The 25,056-nt window shown below is 35.7% G+C and carries 23 protein-coding genes; 10 read left to right on the forward strand and 13 right to left on the reverse strand.

Annotation, left to right across the window (positions count from 1 at the left end):
- Positions 1-3: 3 nt before the first annotated feature.
- The gene (gene ilvN / locus SIB75_RS03165; RefSeq protein ID WP_413684028.1) at positions 4-513 is read right to left on the reverse strand and encodes an acetolactate synthase small subunit; all 510 of its coding nucleotides are present in this window, start codon (positions 511-513) and stop codon (positions 4-6) included.
- Positions 510-1,490 (reverse strand): alpha/beta fold hydrolase, encoded by a 981-nt coding sequence (locus SIB75_RS03170; RefSeq protein ID WP_413684030.1) that lies wholly within the window; start codon positions 1,488-1,490, stop codon positions 510-512. Before SIB75_RS03170 ends, ilvN begins: the two co-directional genes overlap by 4 nt.
- A 143-nt stretch (positions 1,491-1,633) precedes the next feature.
- Here SIB75_RS03170 and petM point away from each other — a divergent pair, with 143 nt between their 5' ends.
- From petM to infA, 4 genes are all read left to right on the forward strand, one after another.
- On the forward strand, positions 1,634-1,732 hold the full coding sequence (petM, locus tag SIB75_RS03175) for a cytochrome b6-f complex subunit PetM (protein ID WP_011294850.1): 99 nt from the start codon (positions 1,634-1,636) through the stop codon (positions 1,730-1,732).
- A 55-nt stretch (positions 1,733-1,787) separates the two neighbouring features.
- Positions 1,788-2,750: an NmrA family NAD(P)-binding protein gene (locus SIB75_RS03180; protein ID WP_413684778.1), complete on the forward strand. Its 963-nt coding sequence runs from the start codon at positions 1,788-1,790 to the stop codon at positions 2,748-2,750.
- Between the two features lie 52 nt (positions 2,751-2,802).
- The gene (locus tag SIB75_RS03185; RefSeq protein ID WP_413684032.1) at positions 2,803-3,018 is read left to right on the forward strand and encodes a hypothetical protein; all 216 of its coding nucleotides are present in this window, start codon (positions 2,803-2,805) and stop codon (positions 3,016-3,018) included.
- A gap of 76 nt (positions 3,019-3,094) precedes the next feature.
- Complete coding sequence (infA, locus tag SIB75_RS03190) at positions 3,095-3,364, forward strand: translation initiation factor IF-1 (RefSeq protein WP_011294847.1); 270 nt, start codon at positions 3,095-3,097, stop codon at positions 3,362-3,364.
- Positions 3,365-3,368: 4 nt separating this feature from the next.
- Here the strand turns inward: infA and trxB are convergent, their stop codons facing one another.
- From trxB to SIB75_RS03205, 3 genes are all read right to left on the reverse strand, one after another.
- A complete protein-coding gene (gene trxB / locus SIB75_RS03195; RefSeq protein ID WP_413684779.1) occupies positions 3,369-4,745 on the reverse strand; it encodes a thioredoxin-disulfide reductase in 1,377 nt (458 codons plus the stop codon).
- A gap of 102 nt (positions 4,746-4,847) precedes the next feature.
- The gene (locus SIB75_RS03200) at positions 4,848-5,078 is read right to left on the reverse strand and encodes a hypothetical protein (RefSeq protein WP_413684033.1); all 231 of its coding nucleotides are present in this window, start codon (positions 5,076-5,078) and stop codon (positions 4,848-4,850) included.
- 209 nt (positions 5,079-5,287) lie between these two features.
- Positions 5,288-5,866, reverse strand: coding sequence for an EF-1 guanine nucleotide exchange domain-containing protein (locus SIB75_RS03205; RefSeq protein ID WP_413684035.1), 579 nt, complete (start codon positions 5,864-5,866; stop codon positions 5,288-5,290).
- A 133-nt stretch (positions 5,867-5,999) separates the two neighbouring features.
- On the opposite strand from SIB75_RS03205, the gene SIB75_RS03210 reads away from it, so the two are divergent.
- From SIB75_RS03210 to SIB75_RS03225, 4 genes are read left to right on the forward strand one after another with little or no spacing between them, the layout of a single operon-like run.
- Positions 6,000-7,142, forward strand: coding sequence for a Re/Si-specific NAD(P)(+) transhydrogenase subunit alpha (locus tag SIB75_RS03210; protein ID WP_413684037.1), 1,143 nt, complete (start codon positions 6,000-6,002; stop codon positions 7,140-7,142).
- Positions 7,142-7,435 (forward strand): NAD(P) transhydrogenase subunit alpha, encoded by a 294-nt coding sequence (locus tag SIB75_RS03215; RefSeq protein ID WP_011294842.1) that lies wholly within the window; start codon positions 7,142-7,144, stop codon positions 7,433-7,435. Before SIB75_RS03210 ends, SIB75_RS03215 begins: the two co-directional genes overlap by 1 nt.
- An 11-nt stretch (positions 7,436-7,446) precedes the next feature.
- On the forward strand, positions 7,447-8,883 hold the full coding sequence (locus tag SIB75_RS03220) for an NAD(P)(+) transhydrogenase (Re/Si-specific) subunit beta (RefSeq protein ID WP_413684038.1): 1,437 nt from the start codon (positions 7,447-7,449) through the stop codon (positions 8,881-8,883).
- Positions 8,867-9,958: a serine aminopeptidase domain-containing protein gene (locus tag SIB75_RS03225; RefSeq protein WP_413684039.1), complete on the forward strand. Its 1,092-nt coding sequence runs from the start codon at positions 8,867-8,869 to the stop codon at positions 9,956-9,958. The genes SIB75_RS03220 and SIB75_RS03225 overlap by 17 nt, the downstream gene beginning before the upstream one ends.
- Positions 9,959-9,968: 10 nt before the next feature.
- Here SIB75_RS03225 and SIB75_RS03230 read toward each other — a convergent pair whose 3' ends face one another.
- Positions 9,969-11,207, reverse strand: a complete 1,239-nt coding sequence (locus SIB75_RS03230) for a 1-deoxy-D-xylulose-5-phosphate reductoisomerase (RefSeq protein WP_413684040.1) — start codon at positions 11,205-11,207, stop codon at positions 9,969-9,971.
- A gap of 92 nt (positions 11,208-11,299) precedes the next feature.
- On the opposite strand from SIB75_RS03230, the gene SIB75_RS03235 reads away from it, so the two are divergent.
- Positions 11,300-12,625: a sodium-dependent transporter gene (locus SIB75_RS03235; protein ID WP_413684042.1), complete on the forward strand. Its 1,326-nt coding sequence runs from the start codon at positions 11,300-11,302 to the stop codon at positions 12,623-12,625.
- Here the strand turns inward: SIB75_RS03235 and cysS are convergent.
- From cysS to SIB75_RS03250, 3 genes are read right to left on the reverse strand one after another with little or no spacing between them, the layout of a single operon-like run.
- Positions 12,622-14,124, reverse strand: coding sequence for a cysteine--tRNA ligase (cysS, locus tag SIB75_RS03240; RefSeq protein ID WP_413684043.1), 1,503 nt, complete (start codon positions 14,122-14,124; stop codon positions 12,622-12,624). The two genes, SIB75_RS03235 and cysS, sit on opposite strands and share 4 nt — an antisense overlap.
- Before the next feature lie 43 nt (positions 14,125-14,167).
- On the reverse strand, positions 14,168-17,128 hold the full coding sequence (polA, locus tag SIB75_RS03245; RefSeq protein ID WP_413684044.1) for a DNA polymerase I: 2,961 nt from the start codon (positions 17,126-17,128) through the stop codon (positions 14,168-14,170).
- Between the two features lie 26 nt (positions 17,129-17,154).
- Positions 17,155-18,228, reverse strand: coding sequence for an efflux RND transporter periplasmic adaptor subunit (locus SIB75_RS03250; protein ID WP_413684045.1), 1,074 nt, complete (start codon positions 18,226-18,228; stop codon positions 17,155-17,157).
- 165 nt (positions 18,229-18,393) lie between these two features.
- Between SIB75_RS03250 and ychF the strand changes: the two genes are divergently transcribed.
- Entirely contained in the window at positions 18,394-19,485 is a 1,092-nt protein-coding gene (gene ychF / locus SIB75_RS03255; protein WP_413684047.1) for a redox-regulated ATPase YchF, read from the forward strand.
- Between the two features lie 106 nt (positions 19,486-19,591).
- Here the strand turns inward: ychF and SIB75_RS03260 are convergent, their stop codons facing one another.
- The 4 genes from SIB75_RS03260 to SIB75_RS03275 all read right to left on the reverse strand — a co-directional run bounded on the left by SIB75_RS03260 (position 19,592) and on the right by SIB75_RS03275 (position 24,485).
- The gene (locus tag SIB75_RS03260; protein ID WP_413684048.1) at positions 19,592-19,873 is read right to left on the reverse strand and encodes a hypothetical protein; all 282 of its coding nucleotides are present in this window, start codon (positions 19,871-19,873) and stop codon (positions 19,592-19,594) included.
- Positions 19,874-20,357: 484 nt separating this feature from the next.
- Entirely contained in the window at positions 20,358-20,753 is a 396-nt protein-coding gene (locus SIB75_RS03265; RefSeq protein ID WP_413684049.1) for a hypothetical protein, read from the reverse strand.
- Positions 20,754-20,776: 23 nt separating this feature from the next.
- Positions 20,777-22,252, reverse strand: coding sequence for a M48 family metalloprotease (locus SIB75_RS03270; RefSeq protein WP_413684051.1), 1,476 nt, complete (start codon positions 22,250-22,252; stop codon positions 20,777-20,779).
- Between the two features lie 493 nt (positions 22,253-22,745).
- Positions 22,746-24,485: a DUF4214 domain-containing protein gene (locus SIB75_RS03275; protein WP_413684052.1), complete on the reverse strand. Its 1,740-nt coding sequence runs from the start codon at positions 24,483-24,485 to the stop codon at positions 22,746-22,748.
- Positions 24,486-25,056 lie beyond the last annotated feature (571 nt).

Genomic DNA, 25,056 nt, shown 5'->3' on the forward strand with positions numbered 1-25,056 from the left:
ATATTATTTTTTAGCTTTTAACATCTCAGTGTTGACTCCTGATGCCCTCTTTAGAGCAACTTTTCCGGTTCTGGCAATCTCTAAAATTCCATAAGGTTTCAATAAGTTTTCTAGAGCAACAAGTTTTCCTGGATCTCCAACAACTTCAAGCGTGAGGGCATTATCCGAAACGTCTACAACTTTTGCTCTAAAAACTTGAACAAGATCTAAAATTTTTCCTCTGTTCTCTGATGATGCAGAGACCTTCAACAGCATTAACTCTCTTTCTACAGCCGGTAAAGTTGTTAAATCAAGAACTTCTAATACATTTATTAACTTGTTGAGTTGTTTGGTCATTTGTTGAAGTGTTGATTGGTCTCCCTGAACAACCATTGTTAATCTAGAAATCCCTTTGGCTTCTGCAGGACCTACTGCCAAGCTATCAATATTAAAACCTCTTCGTGCAAAAAGGCCTGCAATCCTGCTTAATGCTCCAGACTCATCTTCAACTAAAACTGACAGTGTGTGCTTCATATTGGTTGCTTAGAATTTTTTAAGTTCTCTAGCCATTTCAGAACAATTTGATTGAAATGATTTGGTAATTCATCGTGTAGACAATGACCTGCATTATCGATAACACTTAATTTAAGCCAAGGATGGAGCTTTATTAGTTTTTTTGCCAAAAATATAGGTATCAATTTATCCTGTTTTCCCCAAATCAATAAAATTGGTGGACGATTTGGAAGGTTTTTAATCTTTTTAATAATAGATGGACCTTTTGCACAATCAGGCCTATTGCTCATTCCAATGCACATAGCTCTAAGAGCTTTGGAGGCATTGACTCTCCTTGCAGGTACTGTAACTATCCTTTTTAATGGGGTGTCATTAGAAATTGAGCGAAAATAAGCGCTTTGAAGAGCAAAAGTAATTAATTTCGTTCTTGATATTAAATTTATTAAAGTCTTAAGTGGAAATAAATGAAAAACAATTTCTATTAGAAAACTTTTAAATTTTACTAGCCAATTTGGTAAAGAAAATTTAATTGGATTAACAAAAACTGGCTCTGGTAATGGTGCTGCAATTATTGTTTTTATTAAATCAGGCCTTTCAGAGAGGGCTGTGATTGCTGTTAGAGCTCCCAATGAATTTCCAATTAAAATAACTTTACCATTCTTTTCAATATCTACAATTTGATCAAGAAAAGATGCTAATTGATTTGCCCATAATTGATTATCTAAATACTTTATTTTGTTTTGAAGATTTTGCTTTGATTTCCCAAAACCTATTAAATCTATTCCGAAGACCCTAAAACCTTCTAAAGCAAATATTTCTGCATTATTTCTCCAGTGATCGCAACTAGCTCCAAACCCATGAATTAGAACTATGGGAGGATTAGATTCCTTTCCAGTCACCCTGAAGTGAACCCTAAGATCTTTGTAACTCCAATATTTAGACTCCCCCCAGTCAGGAGATCCAATGAAAGGCTCTTTATTAAAAATATTTGACTGCATTTAGTTGATGAATCACTTTGACTTTGAGTTTTACAGTTTTTAAACCTACTTTAAGTTTATTTTAAAAATTTGCGTATGCTTTTGGATTGTTTTCTGAATGTAAGGGCTTTAGGTTTTAATAGTAAATGAGTTAAATTGTCTGAATGGCATCAGAAATTTTTGGAATCGCTGCAGTCTTTTGGGTTTTGATTCCCGTTGGGCTTTTAGGAGGAGTTCTTCTTTTAAAACTTCAAGGTGATTAATTTCCACAATCCATAGTTTGCCCATTTAAGCTCCAATCTTGTAATGAATTCAACTATGCAAGTTCTGGTGATTGGTGGCACAGGAACTCTTGGTCGCCAAATAGCCAAAAACGCCATAGATGCAGGGCATAAAGTGCGCTGCATGGTTAGAAAACCAAAATCTGCTTCATTTCTTCAAGAGTGGGGTTGTGAATTAACTCGTGGCAATTTAATAAACAAAGAAAATATTGAGTACGCTCTTGATGGGGTCGATGCGGTTATTGATGCAGCTACTAGCAGACCTGATGACCCCCGCAGTGTTTACGAAATAGATTGGGATGGAAAATTAAATTTATACAATGCTTGTGAAGAAAAAAATGTAAAAAGAGTAGTATTTCTATCTTTGTTAGGTGCAGAAAAATATAGAAAAATTCCATTAATGGATATTAAATATTGTACTGAAGAATTATTGGTAAGTTCATCTTTGGACTACACCATCTTGCAAGGTGTTGCTTTCATGCAAGGCGTTATAGGTCAATTTGCTATTCCTATTTTAAATAATGAACCAGTTTGGATAAGTGGTAATCCTACTGATATTGCTTATATGAATACGCAGGATATAGCTAGATTTGCCGTTGCTGCTTTAGACAGGCCTCAAACCATAAAAGGAAGATTCCCTATTGTTGGACCCAAAGCATGGAGCGCTAAGGAATTAGTTGATCTTTGTGAAAAGTTCAGTGAAAAAAGAGCAAGAGTACTAAAAGTTTCTCCAACAGTAATTTCTGTTGCTCAATCAGTTGTGTCGTTTTTCGAGCCAACCCTAAATGTTGCCGAGAGACTCTCTTTCTCTGAATTGAGTGGAAGCGGAGGTAAATTGGATGCACCAATGGATGATACTTACTCTGCTTTTGGCTTAAATCAAGCTGATTCAACTACAATGGAAGGTTATATAAAAGAGTATTACGGGGTCATATTAAAAAGGCTCAAAGATATTGGAGTTGACCTGGATATTGAAGAGAAAAAGAAATTCCCAATTTGAGCTATTGCAAAAATGTAGTTAATATGTACTATTAAGGAAAATTCGTTTTCTGATGTCAATTAGTCAAATTAAGAACCTTAATAGAAGACTTGAAAATCTATCTAAAGAAGCTTCTGCAGAACTTGATAAGTTATGTGGTAATGAGTTATGGAAAAGTATTGGATTTGAAGCTTTTGATGGTTTAGCTGATGCCGGCTTAAGAGCATCTGCGAATTATTATTATGGGCAATTTCAAACTGCTCGAGAGTTGCAAGACATTTTTAGTTAAATATACATTTATTGGTTAATTAAAGACTTTTTAGAATACAATCATTTTAGTTAATTAGTGATGCAAAAAAAAACACATGATTGAAACATCCGGCGTGATTGAAAAAGAGCAAGGAAATGGATTCTATCTTGTAACTCTTGAGCAGCCAGCTGGACATCAATGCTTGTGTAGAGCTGCAGGGAAATTGACAAAATTTAGAATTAAATTGCTCGCAGGAGATAAAGTTCTTGTTGAAATAAGTCCCTATGATTTAACACGAGGTCGTATTACCTATAGAGAAAGAAACGTAGGTCCTGGAGGTGGAAGACAAGGCGGCAATAGGCCAGGAGGTCCAAGAAAAAGATAATTTACTAATCCACTAGTTCATCTAACGCGGATTTATATTCACTTCTAGCTTTAACACCTTTCCATTGTTTTTTTAATTCCTTGTTTTTGAAAAGGTGTACTGTGGGAGTTCCACTCACTTCTGCTTGTTTAGCAATATCTTGGTCATTTTCAATGTCAATCTCAACACCTATTGCTTTCCCATTTGACTCGTTAAGAACTCTTTGAAGTTGAGGCTTGAGTATGTGGCAAGGCCCACAACTAGTAGATGTATATATTACAAAAAGAGGCTTTTTAGTCTCATGGTACAACTTTCTTAGTGCATAACTTCCCTTTTGCCAAGTCTTTGATGGGTCGAAATTTTCCTCGTTACTAACTTCTAAAGTTTTTGTTGTCTCTGCTTTTGATGGCTCTAATTCATCTCTTTTGATGAGAGTTGCCAGTTTATTTTTTGATAGCCATCTTTCGGCGGCTAGAGCTGCTTTGCAACCACTGCCTGCAGCTGTAACACCTTGACGCCATTCTGAATCAGCAACATCTCCCGCTGCGTAAACACCTTCCAAAGAAGTTTCTGGTCTTCCAGGTTCTGTTTGCAAGTAACCCTTTGAATCTGTACTTAACTGGTTTATGAATAAAGACGTGTTGGGCGTATGTCCAATTGCATAAAAAAGGCCTTTAGCTAAAATTTCATTTTCTTGGTTAGTGCCTTTTCGTTTAACTTTTAATTTCTCAAGCCATTCATCACCTAAAACATCTAAAAGCTCAGTCTCCCAATGAATAGTAATATTGGAATTTGCTTCTACTCTATCGGCCATCGCTGCAGAGGCCTTTAACTTTTTTGATCTGACTAATAAATGTACATGGCTGCCGTATTTAGTTAGATATTCAGCCTCTTCACAAGCTGAGTCCCCGCCTCCTACTACTGCTAATTCTTCGTTCCTGAATTGAGGAGTTGCTCCATCGCAAATTGCACAAGCACTTATACCTTTGCTCCAAAATGACTTCTCGTTTTTAAGTCCCAATCGATTTGCACTTGCTCCAGTGGAGATAATTAACGAGTTTGATTTGATTTTTTGAGTGGAAGTAACAATAGAAAAGGGTCTTTTACTTAGATCAATTGATATTGCATCTTCTTCAATTAACTTTGTCCCCCATCTAACGGCTTGGGCTTTTATCAAATCCATCAATTCTGGTCCTTTAACTCCGTTAGGGAAACCTGGGAAATTCTCTACAAATGTTGTTGTCATTAATTGACCACCTGGGATTCCACCTTTTTCAAAACCAGTTATGAGCAAGGGTTGAAGATTCGCTCTCGCCGCATAAATAGCAGCAGTATATCCAGCGGGTCCTGAACCTAAAATTACTAAATTCTCAGTTTTTAATTCTTTCTTATTGGCTTCCATTCCATACGTAGTTAAACTCACTTACACGATATAAGAAAAAATCTTGAAAGTGTATTTAAAGCAAAAAAGTGGGTTATTCTTAAATCTAAGATTTACTAAAAATCAAAGTTCTAAAAGTTCATCAGCATCAAAATTTTCTCTTTGAAAATCAGGAACTTTTAAGGTTGAGGCTTTCAATCCTTCTGGGTAAGTATTTATACAAGTAATCCATTCGCAGAATTCCTGACTGATAGCGTAACTATCTTCGTATCTTTCCACGCTATCAAGTAAAGCTATTCTGCTTCCCGCCCAACAGCTTGCGATACTTATTCTCTTGTTGAAAGAAGCATTCATAATTAATCCCCAACAAGCACACCTTGACATGCCAATGGGATATTAACTTGTGTTTTTTGGTACAAATTTGCGTTTTGTCTGGAAAACGAAATTATCACTTAAGATTTTAGATTCTCTTTATATTTGCAATAAGAAGAGTCTGGCTATTGATTAATGATGTTAATACTAACTAATTCAAGCTAATATGTTAATACTTAGTAAATGTAAAATTATACGGCCTCCGTATGATTTATTAATAGTTTTTCGACATCATTTATACCTTCTACCGCGGCATTTTTGGCTAATTCAAAATCACCATTTGCCTCTTCTTCTAGTGCTTTGGCAATCTTATTGGTTAATTCTTCTTTACTCCCCTCGATCATTACTATTATTTCGTTTTCTATTACTTTCCTAACGGCCTTGGATGGTAATTTGTCATCTTTTGCTTCAGCAAAAGTTCCTTGCACAAGCTCTTGAATAAATAATCGATGAACCTCGCTACTTCTTAAAAAACTTTCAGTAGCGTTGATGATCCCCTCAACCAAAGCTTCGTCTGGTTCAGACTCTTTATTTGCAAGCTTGAATTCCCAATCAAGATGTTGCCTCTGCCATCCAGATGAATGAAGGCTTGGCATAACTGTCTGAGAAAAGGTATCTACAGACATTTCATAAATTCGTTCTGCTAATCGCTCGCACCATTCTTTACCGTGACTTTGCAGATTTTTTTGCATAGCTGTTCTTGGAACAGCATGCCCACCGTGATGGCTATGGCAAACACCATCTGGACATTCGATCGCGGTAAGGCTCATTTTTTCTTGATCGATAACATTTTCTCATTTCCTTCATAGCCAAGAAAAACTATTAGGAAAACCTTTCTTAACTAAAAATGCTGGTATTCAAACGTTTCCTCTCCTAATCTTAAGGAGGATAAATATTTTTACTTTGGTTAGTTTTTTAATTCCTTTCGAATCAGCTTTAGGGGAAACTCGCGTTTCAGCTACCCCAGAGACTGTTAAAAAGTTTTTAGACTTGGGCTGTAAAGTTTTTTTTGAAAAAGGTGCAGGAGAGGCAGCTGGTTTTTTAGATAAATCGTATGTAAATGCTGGCGCTGAATTAGTCGAAAAAGAAAATAATGAGATAAAAAAAATTGTTGATATAGTTCTCTGCGTTCAGCCTCCGAATGAAAAATTTCTTGCACATTTAAAACCAAGTACTTTCCTTGTGGGATTATTAAATCCTTATGGGAATAAATTGTTAGCCGAAACACTAAAATCCCAAAAAATTTCTGCAATATCTTTGGAGTTGCTCCCGAGAATTAGCAGAGCTCAATCATCAGATGCATTATCTTCTCAAGCAAATATAGCTGGATATAAATCTGTACTTTTGGCAGCTAGTGCTCTTGATCGATATTTCCCAATGTTAATGACTGCTGCTGGTACTATTCAGCCTTCAAAAGTTGTTGTTTTAGGGGCTGGGGTAGCAGGACTGCAAGCTATTGCAACAGCAAAAAGATTAGGGGCTGTTGTTTATGTGAGTGATATTAGAGAGGCGGTAAAGGAGCAAGTTGAATCATTAGGTGCAAGATTTATTGAGCTTCCAAAGATTGATGAAACCCCATCAGAATCAGGTGGATATGCAAAACAAGTCTCCGATGAATTTCTTATTGCGCAGAGAAAAGAATTGGCAAAACAATTATCTGAAGCTGATGTTGCAATTTGCACTGCTCAGGTGCCGGGCAAAAAAGCCCCAACACTTATTGATGAAACAATGTTGGATGAAATGCGTTCTGGTTCGGTAGTGATTGATCTTGCTGTGCTTAGTGGTGGTAATTGTGCATGTTCAAAACCAGGTGAAACTATCCTTAGAAATGGGGTCAAGATTGTTGGTGCTTCAGATCTTCCTTGTTCAATACCAAATCATGCAAGTTCTTTATATTCGAGAAATTTATTGTCTCTTCTGCAACCAATGATTAAAGAGGGTAAGTTATTGATTGATAACGATGATGAGCTTATTTCTGGTTCTTTGATTAGTAAGGATGGAGTAATACTCAAATCAGAGATTATTGAGAACGGAGGAATTAAGTAATGAGTTTTTTTAGTGAAGCTCTTTGGGTGCTTCTTCTTGGAAGTCTTTTGGGACTAGAGCTTATAGGCAAGGTTCCTCCAACCTTGCATACTCCATTAATGAGTGGAGCTAATGCAATATCAGGCATCACCATGCTTGCAGCTTTAACATTGATAATAAAATCAGGAGACAATTTACCTTTACTAATAATTGGCTCAATATCTCTTGGTTTCGCCTTATTTAACGTAATTGGTGGCTTTCTTGTTACAGACAGAATGCTTGCAATGTTTAGCCGTAAAAAAACTCGTAAATAGGATTATTTCTTATGACTTTTATTGGTCCAATTAAGTTTGCTATTGATCTACTAGCGGTTTTATTACTTGCTTTGGGTATTAAAGGCCTTTCAAAAGTTAGATCAGCAAGGGAAGCAAACAGGCTTGCCGCCATTGCAATGTTATTGGCTGCTTTTGGGGTTTTGATGAACTCTCAAGGCACTATTGGGATTTCTATTAACTCATGGGTTTGGATAATTAGTGGAACCTTGATTGGTGGGCTTTTAGGAGCCATTACAGCTAAAAAAGTTCCAATGACTGCAATGCCAGAAATAGTGGCTTTGTTTAATGGTTGTGGAGGAATGTCATCATTGTTGGTTGCACTTGGTGTTGCATTGTTTCCATCTTCAGAAGGCTCAGATGGAGTCGTAGGTGAGCTTGTCAGAAATTTCTCAATAGTCGTTTCACTTTTTGTTGGAGCTATTACATTCTCTGGGTCAATAGTTGCAATGGCCAAGCTTCAGGGTTGGCTGTCTACGCCTTCTTGGACTCAAAGTAAAGCAAGGCACTTCTTCAATATTTTGTGCGCTGTTCTTGCCTTGATTGGTGGGGTCTATCTGTCAATCGATGGTCAAAATGGTCTTTTTCTTATTGTAGTTGCTTCATCTTTGCTTGGTATTGGAGTGACTCTGCCTATTGGCGGGGCAGATATGCCAGTAGTTATATCTTTGCTAAATAGCTACTCAGGAGTTGCAGCAGCAGCAGCAGGTTTTGTTGTTGGTAGTCAACTTTTGATTGTCGCCGGTGCAATGGTTGGAGCTGCTGGATTGATCCTTACACAAGTCATGTGCGATGGCATGAACAGATCTTTAGTTTCTGTTTTGTTTGGAGGTGCACTTGGCGCTAGCTCAGTCGCCTCAGGAGGAGGAGGAGAGTATACAAATATAACTAGTTGCAGTCCCGAAGAATGTGCACTCACGCTCGAAGCTGCAGAGAGAGTTGTTATTGTTCCAGGTTATGGTCTTGCTGTGGCCCAGGCTCAGCACACCCTAAGAGAGGTCACCAGAGTTTTAGAGAGTGCCGACATTGAAGTCACCTATGCCATACATCCTGTTGCAGGAAGAATGCCTGGTCATATGAACGTTCTTTTGGCAGAAGCAGATGTTCCATATGAGCAATTAAAAGAAATGGATGTAATTAATCCTGAATTTCCTGCTACGGATGTTGTATTAGTTCTAGGAGCTAATGATGTGGTTAATCCTCAGGCCAAGAATGATCAGACTTCACCTCTTTATGGGATGCCAGTTTTAGATGTTCAAGAAGCTAGAACAGTATTTGTTGTTAAGAGAGGAATGAGTGCTGGATATTCAGGAATAAAAAATGATCTTTTCGATTTGCAAAATACTTCTATGGTCTTTGGAGATGCAAAAAAAGTTCTTGGAGATCTTTTGTTGGAATTAAAGGAGCTTGGAGTTGGCAGTAAAGGATAATTTTAAAAGACAATGTTTACTCTCAGATTTAGGAATAAGCCCTTTTAAAGAGCGTATCCCCTGGATTGGTCCTGACCTTCAGACCCTAAGAGATACATTCGCTTCGGATGAATTGCCTGATGTCAACTCATCAGAGATTCGTATCAATGTTCCACCACTAAAAAGTAGAAAAACAGGAGGAGGTTCATTAGTTGCGTATTTGGATAAACCATCAAGTTCCTTGCGCATCAATGGTTTAGTTCTACTTCTGCATGGACTTGGTGGTTCTACTCGTAGAAGAGGGTTGACTAGGATGGCTAGTGCTTTGGTGCAATCAAACTTCGCCGTTTTGAAACTTAATCTGAGAGGTTCAGATCCTTGTAGAAATTATGTTGATGGTACCTATGCTGCTGAGTGCAATAGTGATTTGGTTCCTGTATTAAGACGTGCTAGAGAGATTTCATACCAATTAACTAATGACTTTAACTGTTCAAAAAACATTCCTCTTTTTGGTGCTGGGATTTCTTTGGGTGGAACTATTCTTTTAAATGCTTGTATGAGTGATGAGTCTTTATTAGATGGATTGGTATGTATTAGTAGTCCTTTGGATTTGAATGAATGTAGTTCATCTATTGAAAGACCGAGAAATTTTATTTATCAGAAATGGCTGTTAAATCGTTTAATTAGGCAAACTTTAGAAGATCCTTTTGGGATAGAAGAAACTGAAAAGAATGTATTAGTAATAAATAAAAAAGATAAAAAAAGAAAAATAAATGATATCAGATCCTTTGATAATTTTATAACGGCTCCCAGGTGGGGATATGAAAATGTTGAGGAATATTATGCGAAAGCATCTCCATTCTTCTCTCTAATTAATAATGAAAAGCCTATTCCTAAAACATTATTTATTCAATCTAAAGATGATCCTTGGGTGCCTTTTTTAGCTGCTGAAAGACTAATGGAAAAAATGAAATTTTCTAAAGATCAAAATTTTAATAAATTTATTTTTACTGAAAAAGGAGGACACAATGGATTTCATGGGGTTCAAGGTTGTTGGGGGGATCAAGTTGTTTCTAAATGGTTTTTATCTTTGTAAAACATTTAATCTAAAACTGCATTTTTGTTATATTTTTTTCTGAATAATCTAAGACTACTTCTCTGGCCCAGCTGTCAACTTCAAGAATTTCACTGAGGCTTGGATTTAGATTTAGGTCGCATTTATGTTTCTCGCAAATCGCTTCAATTACTTTTGGAATATCGATAAATTTAAACCTTTCTTCTAGAAATAGTTCTACTGCTTTTTCATTAGCGGCATTAAGCACTGCTGGCATTGTGCCCCCTAATTTTCCTGCGCTGTAAGCAAGTTCCATACATGGATATTTTTTAGTATCTGGTTTTTTAAAAGTTAAATTGCCTATTTCAGTAAGCTTTAATCTTGGCCACGGTGTTTTAAGTCGACCAGGCCAACTTAAACAATACAAAATAGGGAGCTTCATATCTGGCCATCCCAATTGAGCTAAAACTGATGAATCATCCAATTCAACCATCGAGTGAATGATGCTTTGTGGATGGATAATGATTTCGATTTGATCATATGAAAGGCCGAAAAGATAATGCGCTTCAATGACTTCGAGTCCCTTGTTCATAAGGGTTGCAGAATCTACAGTTATTTTCTTTCCCATGCTCCAATTAGGATGGCTAGTAGCATCCTCAACAGTTGCTTTCACTAAATCTTCTGCTTTCCAATCTCTAAATGCTCCTCCTGATGCAGTTAATTGTATGGATTTAAATCCTGGAGTAGGCACCCCAGTTGAGAGTCTTGCATTGTCAGCCCATGGCGTTCCTTGGAGACATTGAAATATCGCTGAGTGTTCAGAATCCGCAGGCAAGAGCCTACTTCCACTTTTTTTTAAAGCAGGAATGACAACTGGTCCTGCTGCAATCAAAGTTTCTTTATTTGCTAGAGCTAGGTCCTTCCCTGCTTCAATAGCTGCAAGTGTTGGCAAGAGGCCAGCACAGCCAACTATTCCAGTTACAACAAGATCTGCACTTCCCCAAGCTGCTGCAGTATTAAGTCCTTCGGCTCCAGCCATCAATAGGGGCTTCTTGAATATTTTTGAATTTTCAGTAAGACTATTTATACGCCTAGACAGTTCTGGCAAAAGAGACTCATTGGCTAGTGAAACGACTTCAGGTTGATGAGTTTCAATTTGTTTGATTACTAAATCAAGATTCTTTCCTGCTGTGAGTGCAACAATTTTGAATTGATCAGGAAACTCTTCTGCAATTTGAAGGGTTTGAGTCCCAATAGATCCCGTTGAGCCTAAAACGCTTATGGCTTTCACATTGTGAAGTCAAGTATGACCAGTCTCCCATTTAAAGGTATAACCCAGTTATATATTTACCAGTTTCTTCTGGATTTTAATAGAGATTTATTATGCAAGAAAGGGAACAATGGAGATCAGGATTGGGATTTGCACTCGCTGCGGCCGGTAGTGCTGTAGGCCTTGGAAATCTTTGGGGCTTTGCTTATAGGTCATCTCAAGGCGGTGGACTTGCTTTTCTTATCCTTTATGTATTGGTTGTTTTAGTTGTTTGCCTACCTGTCTTAGTTGCAGAGATGGTCTTGGGGAGAAGCACTGCAAGTAGTCCTTTCCTTGCTCCCATTAAAGCTGCTGGAGAGAATTGGAAGCCTCTAGGTTGGCTATTTGCAATAGCTTCTTGTGGAATTCTTTCTTATTACGCAGTGATAATGGGATGGACAATTGATACTTTCTTCCATTCCTTATTTATTGGCCTACCCTCAGATATGACTGAGGCGGGAGAATTTTTTGGTAAAATTAGCAGTGGTAATAGTGTATTTGTAGGTCAAATAATCAGCTTATTGTTAACTGCTTTTGTTGTTGTTGCTGGCGTTCGTGGAGGTATAGAAAAACTAACAAAATGGGCAATGCCATTTTTATTTGGACTCCTTTTGTTGTTAGCTATATGGGCTGCAACTTTATCTGGAGCATGGGAAGGATATACATCATTTTTACTTAAATGGGATTCATCTCAACTTTTTGATAAAAACACAATAAGTAATGCATTTAAACAAGCTTTCTTTTCTTTAAGTTTGGGTATTGGAATTATGGTTGCCTATTCTTCATATCTAAACCGTAAAAATCATCTTCCTAAAGAAGCTTTGAGAGTTGCAATTTTGGATACTGCAGTGGGTTTACTCGCCGGGCTGATTACATTCCCTGTTGTTATGAGTTTTGGTTTGAAAGATGTTATCAGTGAATCAACTGTTGGGACTTTATTTATTGCTCTTCCAACTGGATTTGCAAATCTTGGATTGTTTGGGAGATTGATTGCTGCCATTTTCTTCGGATTGGCCTTTATAGCTGCTATTACTTCTTCTATTTCATTAATGGAAGTACCAGTATCTTCTTTAATGGACAGGTTGAATTGGAGTAGGAAGAAGGCCGTTTGGACTTCAACATTATTGATTTTCTTGATTGGAATACCGTCTGCTATTTCTACAGACTTTTTAGGCAAGTCCGATGCTATCTGTAATACACTTTTGATATTAGGTGGTCTTCTAATTTCAATTCTTTTGGGTTGGATTGTTCCAAATCGTTATGATGAGGATCTTGCAAATTCTAATGCTAATTTAAGAGTTAGAAGGTATCTAAAGTTTATGCTGCGCTGGGTGTCTCCACCAGTTATTGCTATAGGACTCTATTTAACAGTCTTATCTACAATAGAAACATTTGCTTAATCTGAAAGTTGTTTCCATTCAGTAACCCCTTTAGGTTTATCAATTAAATCAATTCCAATATTTTTCAAATCAGCTCTTATTTTGTCAGCTAGTAAAAAGTCTTTATTAGCTTTTGCTAATGATCTATTCTTGATAAGTTCTTCAATTTTATTAGTGTCAAGTTCAGTATCGTTTTTTGGTTCTTCTTGATTTAAATTTACTTTTAAGCCCAGAACTCCCGCCATCTCACAGAGTAGTTCCCATTTATTAAAAACTTGATTTAAAATATCTTCGTCAAATTCATTGATATCTTTTCCTTTTAATAAATTTAGGCACTTTCTAATAGGTTGAGACAATTCAAAAAGTATAGATAAAGCTCCAGATGTATTTAGGTCGTCATCCATATATTTTTCAAAGTCTGATAATAATTTAAATGAGTCTTTATCAAGTTTACTGTTGGCAGATCTTTTTATCGGTTTATCTACGTTGATTTCGTTTTTAGCTTGATCTTTAATCTTATAAATATAACCAAAAGCCAGGCAATTATTTAATCTTTCCCAACCTTTTGAAGCTGCTTTTAGCGCTTCTTCAGTAAAATCTAGGGGCTTTCGATAATTAGTTTGTAATACAAAAAATCTCAAAGTCATAGGTGAAATGCCTTCATCTAATAAAGACCTAATGGTTGTAAAATTCCCTAGTGATTTACTCATCTTTTCACCTCCCACATTAACCATTCCATTGTGAAGCCAGTATTTTGCTAACTCTTTCCCATTACAGGCTTCAGATTGAGCTATTTCATTCTCATGATGAGGAAATATAAGGTCTGATCCACCAAGGTGAATATCAATACTTTCTCCTAATTCTTGTTTAACCATTGCTGAACACTCAATATGCCAACCTGGTCTGCCTTTTCCCCAAGGCGAAGAGTAACTAACCTCACCTGATTTGGACTTTTTCCAGAGAGCAAAATCAAGCGAGTTCTTTTTAATTTCTTTTTCATTTGTTTTTAATCTCCCTGCTGCATTATCTATCTGATTCTCAATTTCCCTTCCACTAAGTTTCCCATAATTTTTATGTTTATCTACTGAAAAATAAACATCACCTTTTGATGAGTAAGCCACTTTTTTTTTCTCTAATTCTTCTATGAAATTAATAATTTGATGGAGGCATTTTGTTGCCCTTGGCATGCTACTTGGTCTAAGAATGGAAAGAGTATCCATGTCTTTGTGAAATTCATCAATATTTCTTTCACTTAATTCATCAGTAGAACATCCTTCTTTATTTGCTCGATTAATAATTTTGTCATCAATATCAGTGAAGTTTTGTACAAATTCAACTTCAAATCCTTTCCAAATTAAAAACCGTCTTAATACATCCCAATTAAGATAACTTCTTGCATGACCAAGATGACAAAGATCATAAACAGTTACACCACAACAATATATTTTTACTTGATTAGGATTTATAGAAATAAAATCCTCTTTCTTTTTGGATAAGGTGTTTGTAAATTTTAGGGACAATTTCTTAGATAAAAATGTGAGAAATTATTGAATTTGTCAGCAACTATTTTGCCTCCATCCAATTTACTCCAACGCCAGTTTCAACGATAAGAGGGATACTAAGTTTTACAGCATTTTCCATAGTGTTTTGGACAAGGAGTTTTGTTTCCTCTAAATCTTTGGGATCAACTTCTAGCACGAGTTCATCATGCACTTGAAGTAGAATTTTCGCTGCCAATCCTGTCTTTCTTAAAGCGGCATGCAATTGAATCATTGCTAGCTTAATTATGTCTGCACTTGAGCCTTGAATAGGTGCGTTTGCTGCGGCTCTTAATTGTTGTGCTTCCATGCCTGCTCTTCTGGCCGTAGTTAAATCAATTTCATTTGGTGGAGTTCCCAGAAGTCTTCCAAGCCCATTTTTATTGAAATGAAAATAACGCCTTCTCCCTAGCAATGTTTCAACAAACCCTTGGCTAAGGGCAAGTCTTTCTTGATATTCTAAAAATTTAAAAACGGCTGGATAACGTTCTTTGAATTTACTTAAAAAATATTTTGCTTCTATTAATGAAACGCCCGTTGATCTTGCAAACCTTTGAGCCCCCATACCATAAATAACCCCAAAATTTATTGTTTTTCCTATTCTTCTTTCATCGGCGTCGATAGCTTCTTTTTCAAATAAAATTTTTGCTGTTAAAGAGTGGACATCCTCATTTTTTAAATAAGCATTTTTTAGTACTTCTTCACCTGAAAGATGTGTGAGTATACGAAGTTCAATTTGTGAATAGTCTGCGCTTAGAAGTTTCCAATCTTTTTGTGGAAGAAAAGCTTTTCTTATTCGTCTACTAAATACAGTTCTGATAGGGATATTTTGGAGATTTGGATTGCTGCTACTTAACCTTCCAGTAGCGGTTACGGCTTGATTGAAATCTGTATGTACTCTTCCCGTTTCTTTTTCAATAAGCTGAGGCAAAGCATCTACATAAGTATTAAGCAACTTATTTATAGTGCGATGTTCAATGATCATTTTTACTATTGGATTGTCTGATTCCAGCTTTTCTAATACACCTGCATCTGTACTCCATCCTGTTTTTGTTTTTCTTGATTTTTTCCTATCTAAATCAAGTTTTTCAAAAAGTAATTCACCTAATTGTTTAGGTGATGAAAGGTTAAACTCATTTCCTGCAATCTTATAAACTTCCTCCTCGATAGTTCTTAATGTTTTTGTTAACTCTAAGGATAGATCTTTTAGATATGGTGTATCAATAATGATGCCTGTGGATTCAATTTCCGCTAAAACCTGCTCAAGTGGTTGTTCAACTTCTTTGAGTAATTTTATTAATTTCGTACTTGTACTTTTTAACCTTTCAATATAAATGATTGCTAATTTTCTTGTTAAATAAACGTCCATTCCGCAGTATATACTTGCAGACTTAATGTCCACAGAAGAGAAGTCTTCTCCTTTTTTGACAACATCAGAAAAACTTTTGGGCTTAAAGCCAAATTCTCTATAAGCAATTTCATCTAAACTATGCTTAAGAGTTGCATCACATATATAATCTGCAAGTAAAGTATCAATTACAACTCCATTTAATATAATTCCATGTCTTAGCAATATCAGTCTGTCGTATTTTGCATTCTGTAGGGTTTTAGGATTTTCATTGCTAGAGAACCACTCCTGAAGTGCATAGATAACTTCTTCAATCTTTAATTGATTTATATTATTAACTTCTATTAAATCGGCTTCTTTCTTTTTATGACCAATTGGTATGTAAACTATATCTTTTAATGATTCACCAAAACAAAATCCCAAGCCAACAAGTTCAGCTTTAAAAGGATTCAAATTGGTTGTTTCGGTATCAATTGCTATTGGTTTATTTTCATCTGTATGCTTCATTATTTGTTCAACAAAATTATTAAGTTCTTCTAGATTATTTATAATCTTAGGCTCTATCTGAGGAATCTCTTTTGTTTCATTAAGACTAGTTGGTTCAATATTCGCGCTCTTATTATGAACTATCTTACTTTCTTTTGATGAGCTATTATTATCTTGTTCTGATAACCCTTCTTTAGAAAATAGAGCTTTAAAAGTTGAAACTTGTTTTAATAAACTATGTAACTCAAGTTTTTCAAGGTTTTCAGTTAGTTTTGATTCGTTAATACCTTCTAAGTTATGATTAATTTTTGGATTTATAGGAATTTTAATTAATATTTCTGCAAGTTTTCTTGAGAGATATGCATTATCTTTGTCTGCTTTTAGCTTTAATCTTACTGCTCCTTTTATAGCGCCTCGTTTAGCTTTTTCACCTTCTTTCTCTAGCTCTTGGAGTGATTTATATACTCCATCAAGATCATTGTTTTCGTTTAAAAGATTTATTGCTGTTTTTGGACCAACTCCTTTGACGCCAGGAATATTATCTGAGCTATCACCAGTTAAGGCCTTCAGATCTATGACTTTGTTTGGATTGACTCCAAGTTTCTCCTTAACTCCCTCTTCATTAATCAGTTTGGGATTCCCACTTTTTGCATAAGGACCTCCACCCATGTACAAGACGGCGATATCCCTTTTGTCATCCACCAATTGAAATAGGTCTCTATCGCCAGAAAGGATTCTGACACTCCATCCTTTATCAGCGGCATCATTGGCGAGTGTTCCTAAGACATCGTCAGCCTCATATCCTGGGGCTTTGCATATAGATAGATTTAGACTTTCTTTGAGAATCTCTTCAAGCTGATCTAAATCTTGGAAAAATATGTCTGGTGCTACATCTCGATTTGCTTTGTAGTTTGGATCTTCCTTGTGGCGAAATGTTGGCTCAGCGGTATCAAAAGCAATTGTGATTCCTTTAGGCACGATAGATTTGCAATTATCTAAAAGGCTTTTTAGAAAACCATAGGTGACACTTGTAGGGAATCCTTCCTTTGTGGTAAGACCTCCTTCGCCTCCTTTGCTAAAAGCATAAAAACTTCTAAAAGCTAAAGAGTGGCCATCAACCAATAATAATGTTGGATTTTTTATTTCTTTCATGAAACATTCATGATGAGATTAATTTATTAATTTTTCCTTTTTTTAGCCCAAGGAGGAAGATCAATAAAAACTTTCTCTCCTGGTTCTAATCCAGATATTATTGCAGTTTTACTACCACTACTTGTACCCAATTCAACTTTTTTAAATGTTGGTTGATTGTTGCTTCCAACTACAAGTACTCCAGCTTTTCCTTCTTCCGTGACAATTGCGACAGTTGGAATAAGTGTATTGATTTTGGTCGCTCCCGTTTGAAAGTTGATATCAGAAGTCATACCCAGACGTAAATCTTCAGGCTTATTACTTAATAACAACGTAACTTCAAATGAAGTTACGTTGTTATTCTTGATGGCGCTTGGAGAAATTTTGGAAACAACTGCTTTAAAACTCTTATCAGGAAAAGCATCGACTCTAATTGTGGCTTCTTGTCCCGTTTTTATTCTTCCTATATCACTCTCAGGAACTTTTGCAACTATTTCAAGGCCCTGAGAAAGTTTTACTATTGATGAACTTGTTGCCCCCCCCTCTCCTGACGAAGATGCAGAGGTTGTAGGGGTCACGAATGCCCCAGGGACTGCGTATCTGCTTGTTATTACTCCTTGAAATGGTGCTCTTATTTTTGTTTCGTTTTCTTCGACTTCTATTTGTTTGAATTTAGCTTCGCTGCTTAAAAATCTATTTTTATATTCTTCATACTCTTCGGCACTTATGGCACCTTCATTGAAGAGCATCTTCCTTCTTAGGTAACTAGCTTTTTGAGTCTCATAATTAGCTTTTATTTCGTCAATTCTAAATTCCAGGTCTCCAAAATCCATTTTTGCAATTAGATCTCCTTTCTTAACCTGATCTCCCTCCTCCACAAAAATCTCATCAAGTATTCCTTGTCTTTTTGGACTTACATTTACGCTTTTATTTGCTTTTAATTCACCACTTGCTGTTATCAATCCAGGCAAGCTGCCGCTTTCAGCTGAAATCGTAAATTCAGTTACGTCTTTATTAGATCCATTCCCTTGTGAAAGTTTAAAACTAATTCCACCAACACTTAAAACTGAAAGTGCAATGAGGCCTAAAATTTTTTTCTTTTTGATGTTTTGCCAGATCATTTTGTGAAAATCAAGTGCTCAAGAGTTTTAGAAGTTTTATGAATTAAATAAAAAGTTTAAAAACTTCCCTTTGGAGATTTATAACTATATTTTCGCTGTTAATGGGCACTATTGGGTTTAATTTAGTCAAATTAATCAGCTGGCTTCTTTCAAAGACCCATTTCAATGCTTAAGGCCGGAATTGTAGGACTCCCAAATGTTGGAAAGTCCACTTTATTTAATGCTCTTGTCGCGAATGCTCAAGCTCAAGCAGCAAACTTTCCTTTTTGTACGATTGAACCAAATGTAGGTTCTGTTTCAGTACCCGATCAACGTTTGAATTTGCTTGGTGAACTCAGTAATAGTAAGCAAATCATTCCAACTCGAATGGAATTTGTTGATATAGCTGGTCTTGTTAAGGGAGCTAGTAAAGGGGAGGGATTGGGCAACAAATTCTTAGCAAACATAAGGGAAGTGGATGCAATAGTTCATGTGATTAGATGTTTTAGCGATGATGATGTTATTCATGTTTCTGGATCAGTAGACCCATCAAGAGATATTGAGATAATAAATTTAGAACTAGCATTATCAGATTTGAATCAGATTGAAAAACGTAGAACTAGATTAAAAAAACAAATAGGTACTAATAAAGAAGCAAAGTTAGAAGATGAGGTGTTGGAAAAATTGTGCGAAGCCTTAGAAAATGAAAACGCAGTTAGAGGTGTTTCATTAACTCAGGAAGAAAAAAAATTAATCAAACCATTAGGATTGTTAACAGAAAAACCGATTATTTATGCAACTAATCTTGGGGAAGATGAGCTTGCGACTGGTAATCCCTTTTCAGAAGAAGTAAATACACTGGCAACGAAAGAAGGTTCTGAATGTGTAAAGATTTCAGCGCAAGTAGAAGCTGAATTAATTGAATTGGGGGCGGAGGAAAGAGATGATTATTTAAATGGTTTGGGAGTTGAAGAAGGAGGTTTGATTAGTCTGATTAAAGCTACATACCGATTATTGGGTTTAAGCACTTATTTCACCACGGGAGAAAAAGAAACTAAAGCCTGGACTATTACTGATGGGATGACAGCTCCTCAAGCCGCTGGGGTAATTCATACAGATTTTGAAAAGGGATTTATTCGAGCTCAAACAATTTCATATGAAAAACTACTTGAAGCAGGATCTTTAGGTGAAGCTCGAAATAATGGTTGGTTAAGAAGTGAGGGGAAAGAATATGTTGTGAACGAAGGAGACGTTATGGAGTTTTTATTCAACGTATAGCAGTCCATTCATACCAAGGGTTCTCAGCGTTCTCAATAGGCTCCTATTCTAACTTCGTTCTAACTTTTGGTTTGGATTTTATAGGGATTTTTTGCTGATTAATAATTTATTTAATCATTGAGATTATTTGTGCTTTATGAAGCCTCCTTTCGTGAGCCCTTTTTGCGGCTAAACGACTATTCAAATAAGCAGAAGAAGTTCTAGTACATCTCGTAGCCATCTGCAATTCTGCTTGATGTAAATTTTTTCTTTTTGTTTTTTGCGTTACCAATCGAATATTTAACTCAGCAGGATTTGTATGACTAGGCTTCGAAGCTAAAAGCAATTCTGCTTTATGAATTAGATCCTTTTTGTTACGACCCTTTCTTATTAAAGCAAGGTGATTCATGACGTTTTCTCAGTAAAGGTAACCCCGTTCCCTGTTACCCAAACATGCATTCCGAAAGAGGAACGAACGTAAAAAAAGTGTAGCTGTTGATACCGTTTTCCGCGAGTACAGAGAAATAGAATTTAATAAAAATGTAGCGGTTGATACGTTTTATCCCAAGAAGCCTTGCCCTGATTGGCTCAAAGCTAACTTTATTCCTAGAGGAATTATTCTTTCTTTTACGTATGAATTTATAGATAGTTCATTGATAAAAAAAAATTGTTCCTAGAAGTGAATAAGGTTTATCATCGCTTTTCAGAATTTAAATAGGGTTTTATTCGTTCTAACTTCGTTCTACTCTTCTAACTTACGTCTAACCACGATTTTTGCTTGTAATCAACTGGCATGACTGGATGCTAAGGAGTTTTTATTCAACGTATAAGCGTCCAGTTATAGCAAGGGTTTTCAGCGATTTTTATGGCTATTCTAACTTTGTTCTAACTTTTTAGATACCAAATTGTTCTAATGCTTTCTCAAATTTAATACTTGTATTTTTATCTATAAAAATAATTTTTGAGGTCGAGACTTTTGATTTTTCATCTTTGTATGTCAGATGATAGATATAGGCTTTTGAACGAAATGCTCCTCGATATTTTTTCTCTTTATAAATCTCTAGGATTTGGTCTTTAGAAATTGGAATCCCATCGTTAACTTGGAAAGATGCTTCTGATGAAGAGGTTTTGGGGAGAAATCGTATAATGCAATCTTCATCTTCTTCATCCCACCAAGCATGAAAAATAGTCTTGTTAGTTATTTCGCCATGATGAGTTGAATGAGCGAGAACAATATCTGATGGAACTGATGTAATAAAAACTAGAGAGGTGATTAATAAGAAATACATAATTAAGAATAAATTTTGTTTAGTTAATCAAGAAATTTATCTACGTCAATTCCAGTGGTTCCAGTATCTTCTCTACCTACATCTTTTGGAGATTTTAGGACACCAGAAATAACAACACTATTACTATCTTCATCATATTTCCAGTCTCTCATCTTTTTATTTTCTCTTGCAATCTTTCCTTGTCTTTTTAAATTATTAAATAACTTTTTATTTTTAAGTTCTAATTTAATTGCCTTCGCTCTTCTTTCCCAACTCGGGTGAGTACTTAACATTTCCATGACTGCTTCAGGTACCTTTTCTGTCTTTCTCCTTTTTGTACTTTTAAATTCGTCACAGTCATCATAATTAGGGTCACAGTATCTTGCTCTCCTATCTTTTTTTATACAATCCAATTTCTCTTTTCCTTTTAAACCTATTTTGTCACACTTATCTTTTGAGATATCTTTTTCTTCCTCCTTATTTATGAAAATAGGGACATCCTCTTTCCCTGGATCATTAGTGCCTTCTGGAAGTAAACGAGCAATGATTTTATCTTGATCGTGAGGCATAGTCTCTGATGCTACTTTTATACATTCTTCTGGGTTGAATCCAGCTGCGGCGACATATTTAAGTCCTAACAAATCAGCCTCGTATTCATGACCTCGACTAAATGCCAATAACTTTAGGCTGCTATCTCTTAGATAACTATCAATACTTTTAAAAGCTTTCTTTAAATATTCAGGTGCTAATCCCTTCGTTTCATTGATAGATTTACCTATAACTGGTGAATAATTAAGTGCTATTTTACCAATCTCTGGTGCAGCCATTTGAGCTGCTAATCTATCAAATTGTATTTGAGTTGAGACTTGATTTATTGAACTATTGTCGCCAGAGTAAGCAGATGCCATCCCTCCAAATATAGCTGCCATTACATAAGCACCAGTTTGGCTATCATGTAATTGTTTTACTCTATTAGATATTTGTTTAGATGCTTCTAAATCATATTTTAACTGTTCTTTTTGTTGTTCCTCAGAATGATTTTGTGTTATGTGAGCTAATTCATGGGAAATCACACAAGCTAATTGAGTTGGCTTCCCCATAAAATCTTTCATTAGGGGAATATTTAAAAACAGTGTTCCGCTATTGCTGTAAGCGATTGCATTTGGACTCCCAGCCATTGTATTAACAACTTGTCTTGCCCATATATCAAAATTTGTTGACTTATCTATGTCTGGAAGTAATTGTAAAGCCTGACAAGCTTGATCATTCATATCACAAAAAGCCCCTTTCCTAACAGCTACTCTTATGGGTCTTTTTATTTGATTTGACTCTAGTATTCTGTCAGTCAATCTATAAGTAAGATATAAATCTGGATCAAGTTTTTTCTTTGCTCTTTTATATGCTGTAGATTTTTCTGGATTAATACGCTCTCTATATAAATTGTTTACTAAACCTATTAAAAATAAGGCTAGTAAGCTAATCAAAATATTCTTTTTCGTAAGGTATTCTTTGAATTTCATTGATAAACTTTAAATTTAATTTTTTATTTCAGCCAACCTTACTAGTTGATCTAGCTCTATTAGATAGTGTTTACCTTTTGAATTCTTATTGTATCGATTAATTCAAAGGAAGGTAAAAGGTTGAAAACTCATATTTTTGATTTTCGAAGGTTTAATCAATTCTTTAAGCAATGGATGCCAATTCAAGGCTTAAATGCTTTAAAGATTCAGTCTGGTTCTATTCTAACTTCCTTCTACTCTTCTAACTTACGTCTAACCATGATTTTTGCTTGTAATCAATTGCTATAACTGGACGCTAAGGAGTTTTTATTCAACGTCTAAAAAGTTAGTCATATCAAGGGTCCTCAGGAGTTAGACTAACGCTTGGTCTAACAACTTAGTCTAACTTTTGAGACGAAAAAGGCTGGCTTTTGAGACGGACGAGATTGAATCTTGCGTTTTTGAAGCAAATAAAGCTATTTCATTTTGGTGAAAGTGCTAAAAACATCTATCTTCATCCCAACCCAGTCATTTCAGTAAAGAGGGTTTTGTTTTCTGCTGATTCAGAGAATCCTAGAAGAACTTCGTATCGAGTTTCAGCCCCACTATTTAATTGCCCCAACCAGTAGTTCAAGCCTCCAGCATCTGCATCACGTCCAAGAACATTTTTATAGAGAGTATTCACATAGGTTGAATCAGAAACGTTGTCTCCATAACGTTCAGCAAATTCAGCTGAACCTAAAAATGATGATGCAACGACTCTGATGCTATTACGTCCTGAACTGAAATTATCAATCCAATAAGCAAGTCCATCTGAATCAGGTAATCGTTTAAATGATGCGTTGTATAAACGGAACATACGCCCTGAATCTGTATTTAAACCAGTGACTTGATCAAACGTTCCTTTGATATCAGTAATGGCACTAATGTCTTTAAAGGAACTTGTCGTGGCTTCTCCCGTAAAGGTTAATAAGGGAAAGCCAGTAATATCGTCATAGCCAGAATCTGTTTTGATCTGATAGACACCATTGCCTTTATTATAAAATTTATAATCACTAAATTTACCGCTATATGTTTTAACAACGTCTACTTTTGATTCTTCTACTTTTTGATCTGAGAACTGAATGTATTCAATATTTGAAAGATTATCTGTCCCATCATTAGTACCTGTTCTTTGATCGGCAATGGCTAATGAATTGACTTCTCTTGTAAAGGAATAATCAGAAAACTTTCCAGAATAAACTGAAGTGTCGTTACCTCCTTCACCATTAATTGTATCGGAGCCTTCTGACGCGAAGAAAGTTTCATTGCTACTACTACCAGTAAGCTCATCGTTTAAACTGCTCCCAGTATTTGCGATATATCCAGAAAGCCCTTGGTTGTTTTCTTTGAAAATTTTTTCCAGTTCCTTGCTGGAAGGCTTACTAATTACTTTCTTAATATAGTTTTCATATAAGCTATGTCCTAAAGGATTTCCTTCCTTAATCTTGTCGGGAGTTAAGTAATTATCTGACCATTCTGGATCAAGACTGCCTGAATATTTTTCAATATATCCCCATTCTGCAAAGGTTAAAGCATATTGATATTCAACCATTACTGTTTTCCAGTATCTGAAACTACCCTCTCCCATATGGTTGTAGCTTGAAGCATCAAAAACCCCATTATTAATAGCTTCTTTTGCTGCTTCATAAAGCGAACCAGATAATATTGGCTCCTCTTTTGAGACATCCCCTCCATACTCAGGGCTTCTATCTTCAATAAATAGAAATTGAGCTGGGTACGCACCTGGTAAAGCAAATCTAACTAGTGTATGGAGTAAATGTTCAAGCACTTCTGTTATTTGACTGTTAGCTGTTTTGTCCGAATCACCAGAAAGGTTGAATTGCCATATGAAATCGGTAAGACTATGCTTATCATTTGTTATGTCCCATCCTGAATAATTATCTCCGTTTAGCAAAGGAGTGTACGAATCCATTTCCTCAACTCCTATTCTTTGTAGGGTATTTATAGTTTTTAAATGTTTAATAGCTTTAATTTGAGAGCCTGAATCAATCGAAGTGTCTTCTGGGTTGAGTAATAATTTTGTTGTTTGAGCTATCTTTCTTATAAATTCATCTTCTACAGCAACGTTTCCTCCTGTTGCTTTCAAGCCAGCTATTTTGACTCCATAAACTTCTATGTATCTATTAAAAGGCTCTATTTCTAAACTAGTTTCAATTTGATAGCTTTTATAGACAGCGTCTAACGTTCCCATGTCCAAGATTAAAAATATATTTTATCTAAAAAATGTATTTGAGTGAGTAGTCTCAGATTATCTCAAAAACGGTCTAACATTTTGTTGTACTGGTCTAACCCTAAATTATCGCTCAAATAAGTTGCTATGACTTGATGTATAGGAGTTTTTATTCAACGTATAGCATTCAGTTAGGCCAAGGGATATCAATATTAAATAGACTTGTATTCTACTTTTTAGATCAAATATCTTTTGCTATCAACGGATTTATAGTTTATTTCTGAGAAATTAAGGTCTAAAAAGAGCAGACTTGCGATTGATCAAAACCTTATTTTGGTAATCTTTCTCTTATCTATAAACTTATAAATATAACCTATTAATCTTGCGCTAAATCGACCAAAGGGATTTGATAGAGACAAACATTTATCAAGGTAATTAATTTCTTTACTTCTTTGATTTAGGAAATCATCTTCACCGCGTATAGCTAGTAATATCTCTAAAATTTCATGCAGCGGTTGATCCAAAAATAAAATCCTTATTGACTTTAAGAAGAGATAAGCCAGCAGTAGTAGCTGCGCCTACTTCCAAAGAG

Source organism: Prochlorococcus sp. MIT 1011 (assembly GCF_047305235.1).
Taxonomy (GTDB): Bacteria; Cyanobacteriota; Cyanobacteriia; order PCC-6307; family Cyanobiaceae; genus Prochlorococcus_B.

Bases quoted from the DNA above. Each gene is read 5' to 3' on its own strand.
- SIB75_RS03220 (WP_413684038.1), top strand. From the start codon at position 7,447: ATGACTTTTATTGGTCCAATTAAGTTTGCTATTGATCTACTAGCGGTT.
- SIB75_RS03260 (WP_413684048.1), bottom strand. From the start codon at position 19,873: ATGAATCACCTTGCTTTAATAAGAAAGGGTCGTAACAAAAAGGATCTA.
- SIB75_RS03250 (WP_413684045.1), bottom strand. From the start codon at position 18,228: ATGATCTGGCAAAACATCAAAAAGAAAAAAATTTTAGGCCTCATTGCA.
- SIB75_RS03205 (WP_413684035.1), bottom strand. From the start codon at position 5,866: ATGAGCCTTACCGCGATCGAATGTCCAGATGGTGTTTGCCATAGCCAT.
- SIB75_RS03180 (WP_413684778.1), top strand. From the start codon at position 1,788: ATGCAAGTTCTGGTGATTGGTGGCACAGGAACTCTTGGTCGCCAAATA.
- SIB75_RS03170 (WP_413684030.1), bottom strand. From the start codon at position 1,490: ATGCAGTCAAATATTTTTAATAAAGAGCCTTTCATTGGATCTCCTGAC.
- SIB75_RS03235 (WP_413684042.1), top strand. From the start codon at position 11,300: ATGCAAGAAAGGGAACAATGGAGATCAGGATTGGGATTTGCACTCGCT.
- SIB75_RS03265 (WP_413684049.1), bottom strand. From the start codon at position 20,753: ATGTATTTCTTATTAATCACCTCTCTAGTTTTTATTACATCAGTTCCA.
- SIB75_RS03200 (WP_413684033.1), bottom strand. From the start codon at position 5,078: ATGAATGCTTCTTTCAACAAGAGAATAAGTATCGCAAGCTGTTGGGCG.
- SIB75_RS03215 (WP_011294842.1), top strand. From the start codon at position 7,142: ATGAGTTTTTTTAGTGAAGCTCTTTGGGTGCTTCTTCTTGGAAGTCTT.
- SIB75_RS03275 (WP_413684052.1), bottom strand. From the start codon at position 24,485: ATGGGAACGTTAGACGCTGTCTATAAAAGCTATCAAATTGAAACTAGT.
- polA (WP_413684044.1), bottom strand. From the start codon at position 17,128: ATGAAAGAAATAAAAAATCCAACATTATTATTGGTTGATGGCCACTCT.
- infA (WP_011294847.1), top strand. From the start codon at position 3,095: ATGATTGAAACATCCGGCGTGATTGAAAAAGAGCAAGGAAATGGATTC.
- trxB (WP_413684779.1), bottom strand. From the start codon at position 4,745: ATGGAAGCCAATAAGAAAGAATTAAAAACTGAGAATTTAGTAATTTTA.
- petM (WP_011294850.1), top strand. From the start codon at position 1,634: ATGGCATCAGAAATTTTTGGAATCGCTGCAGTCTTTTGGGTTTTGATT.
- ilvN (WP_413684028.1), bottom strand. From the start codon at position 513: ATGAAGCACACACTGTCAGTTTTAGTTGAAGATGAGTCTGGAGCATTA.
- ychF (WP_413684047.1), top strand. From the start codon at position 18,394: ATGCTTAAGGCCGGAATTGTAGGACTCCCAAATGTTGGAAAGTCCACT.
- SIB75_RS03270 (WP_413684051.1), bottom strand. From the start codon at position 22,252: ATGAAATTCAAAGAATACCTTACGAAAAAGAATATTTTGATTAGCTTA.
- SIB75_RS03185 (WP_413684032.1), top strand. From the start codon at position 2,803: ATGTCAATTAGTCAAATTAAGAACCTTAATAGAAGACTTGAAAATCTA.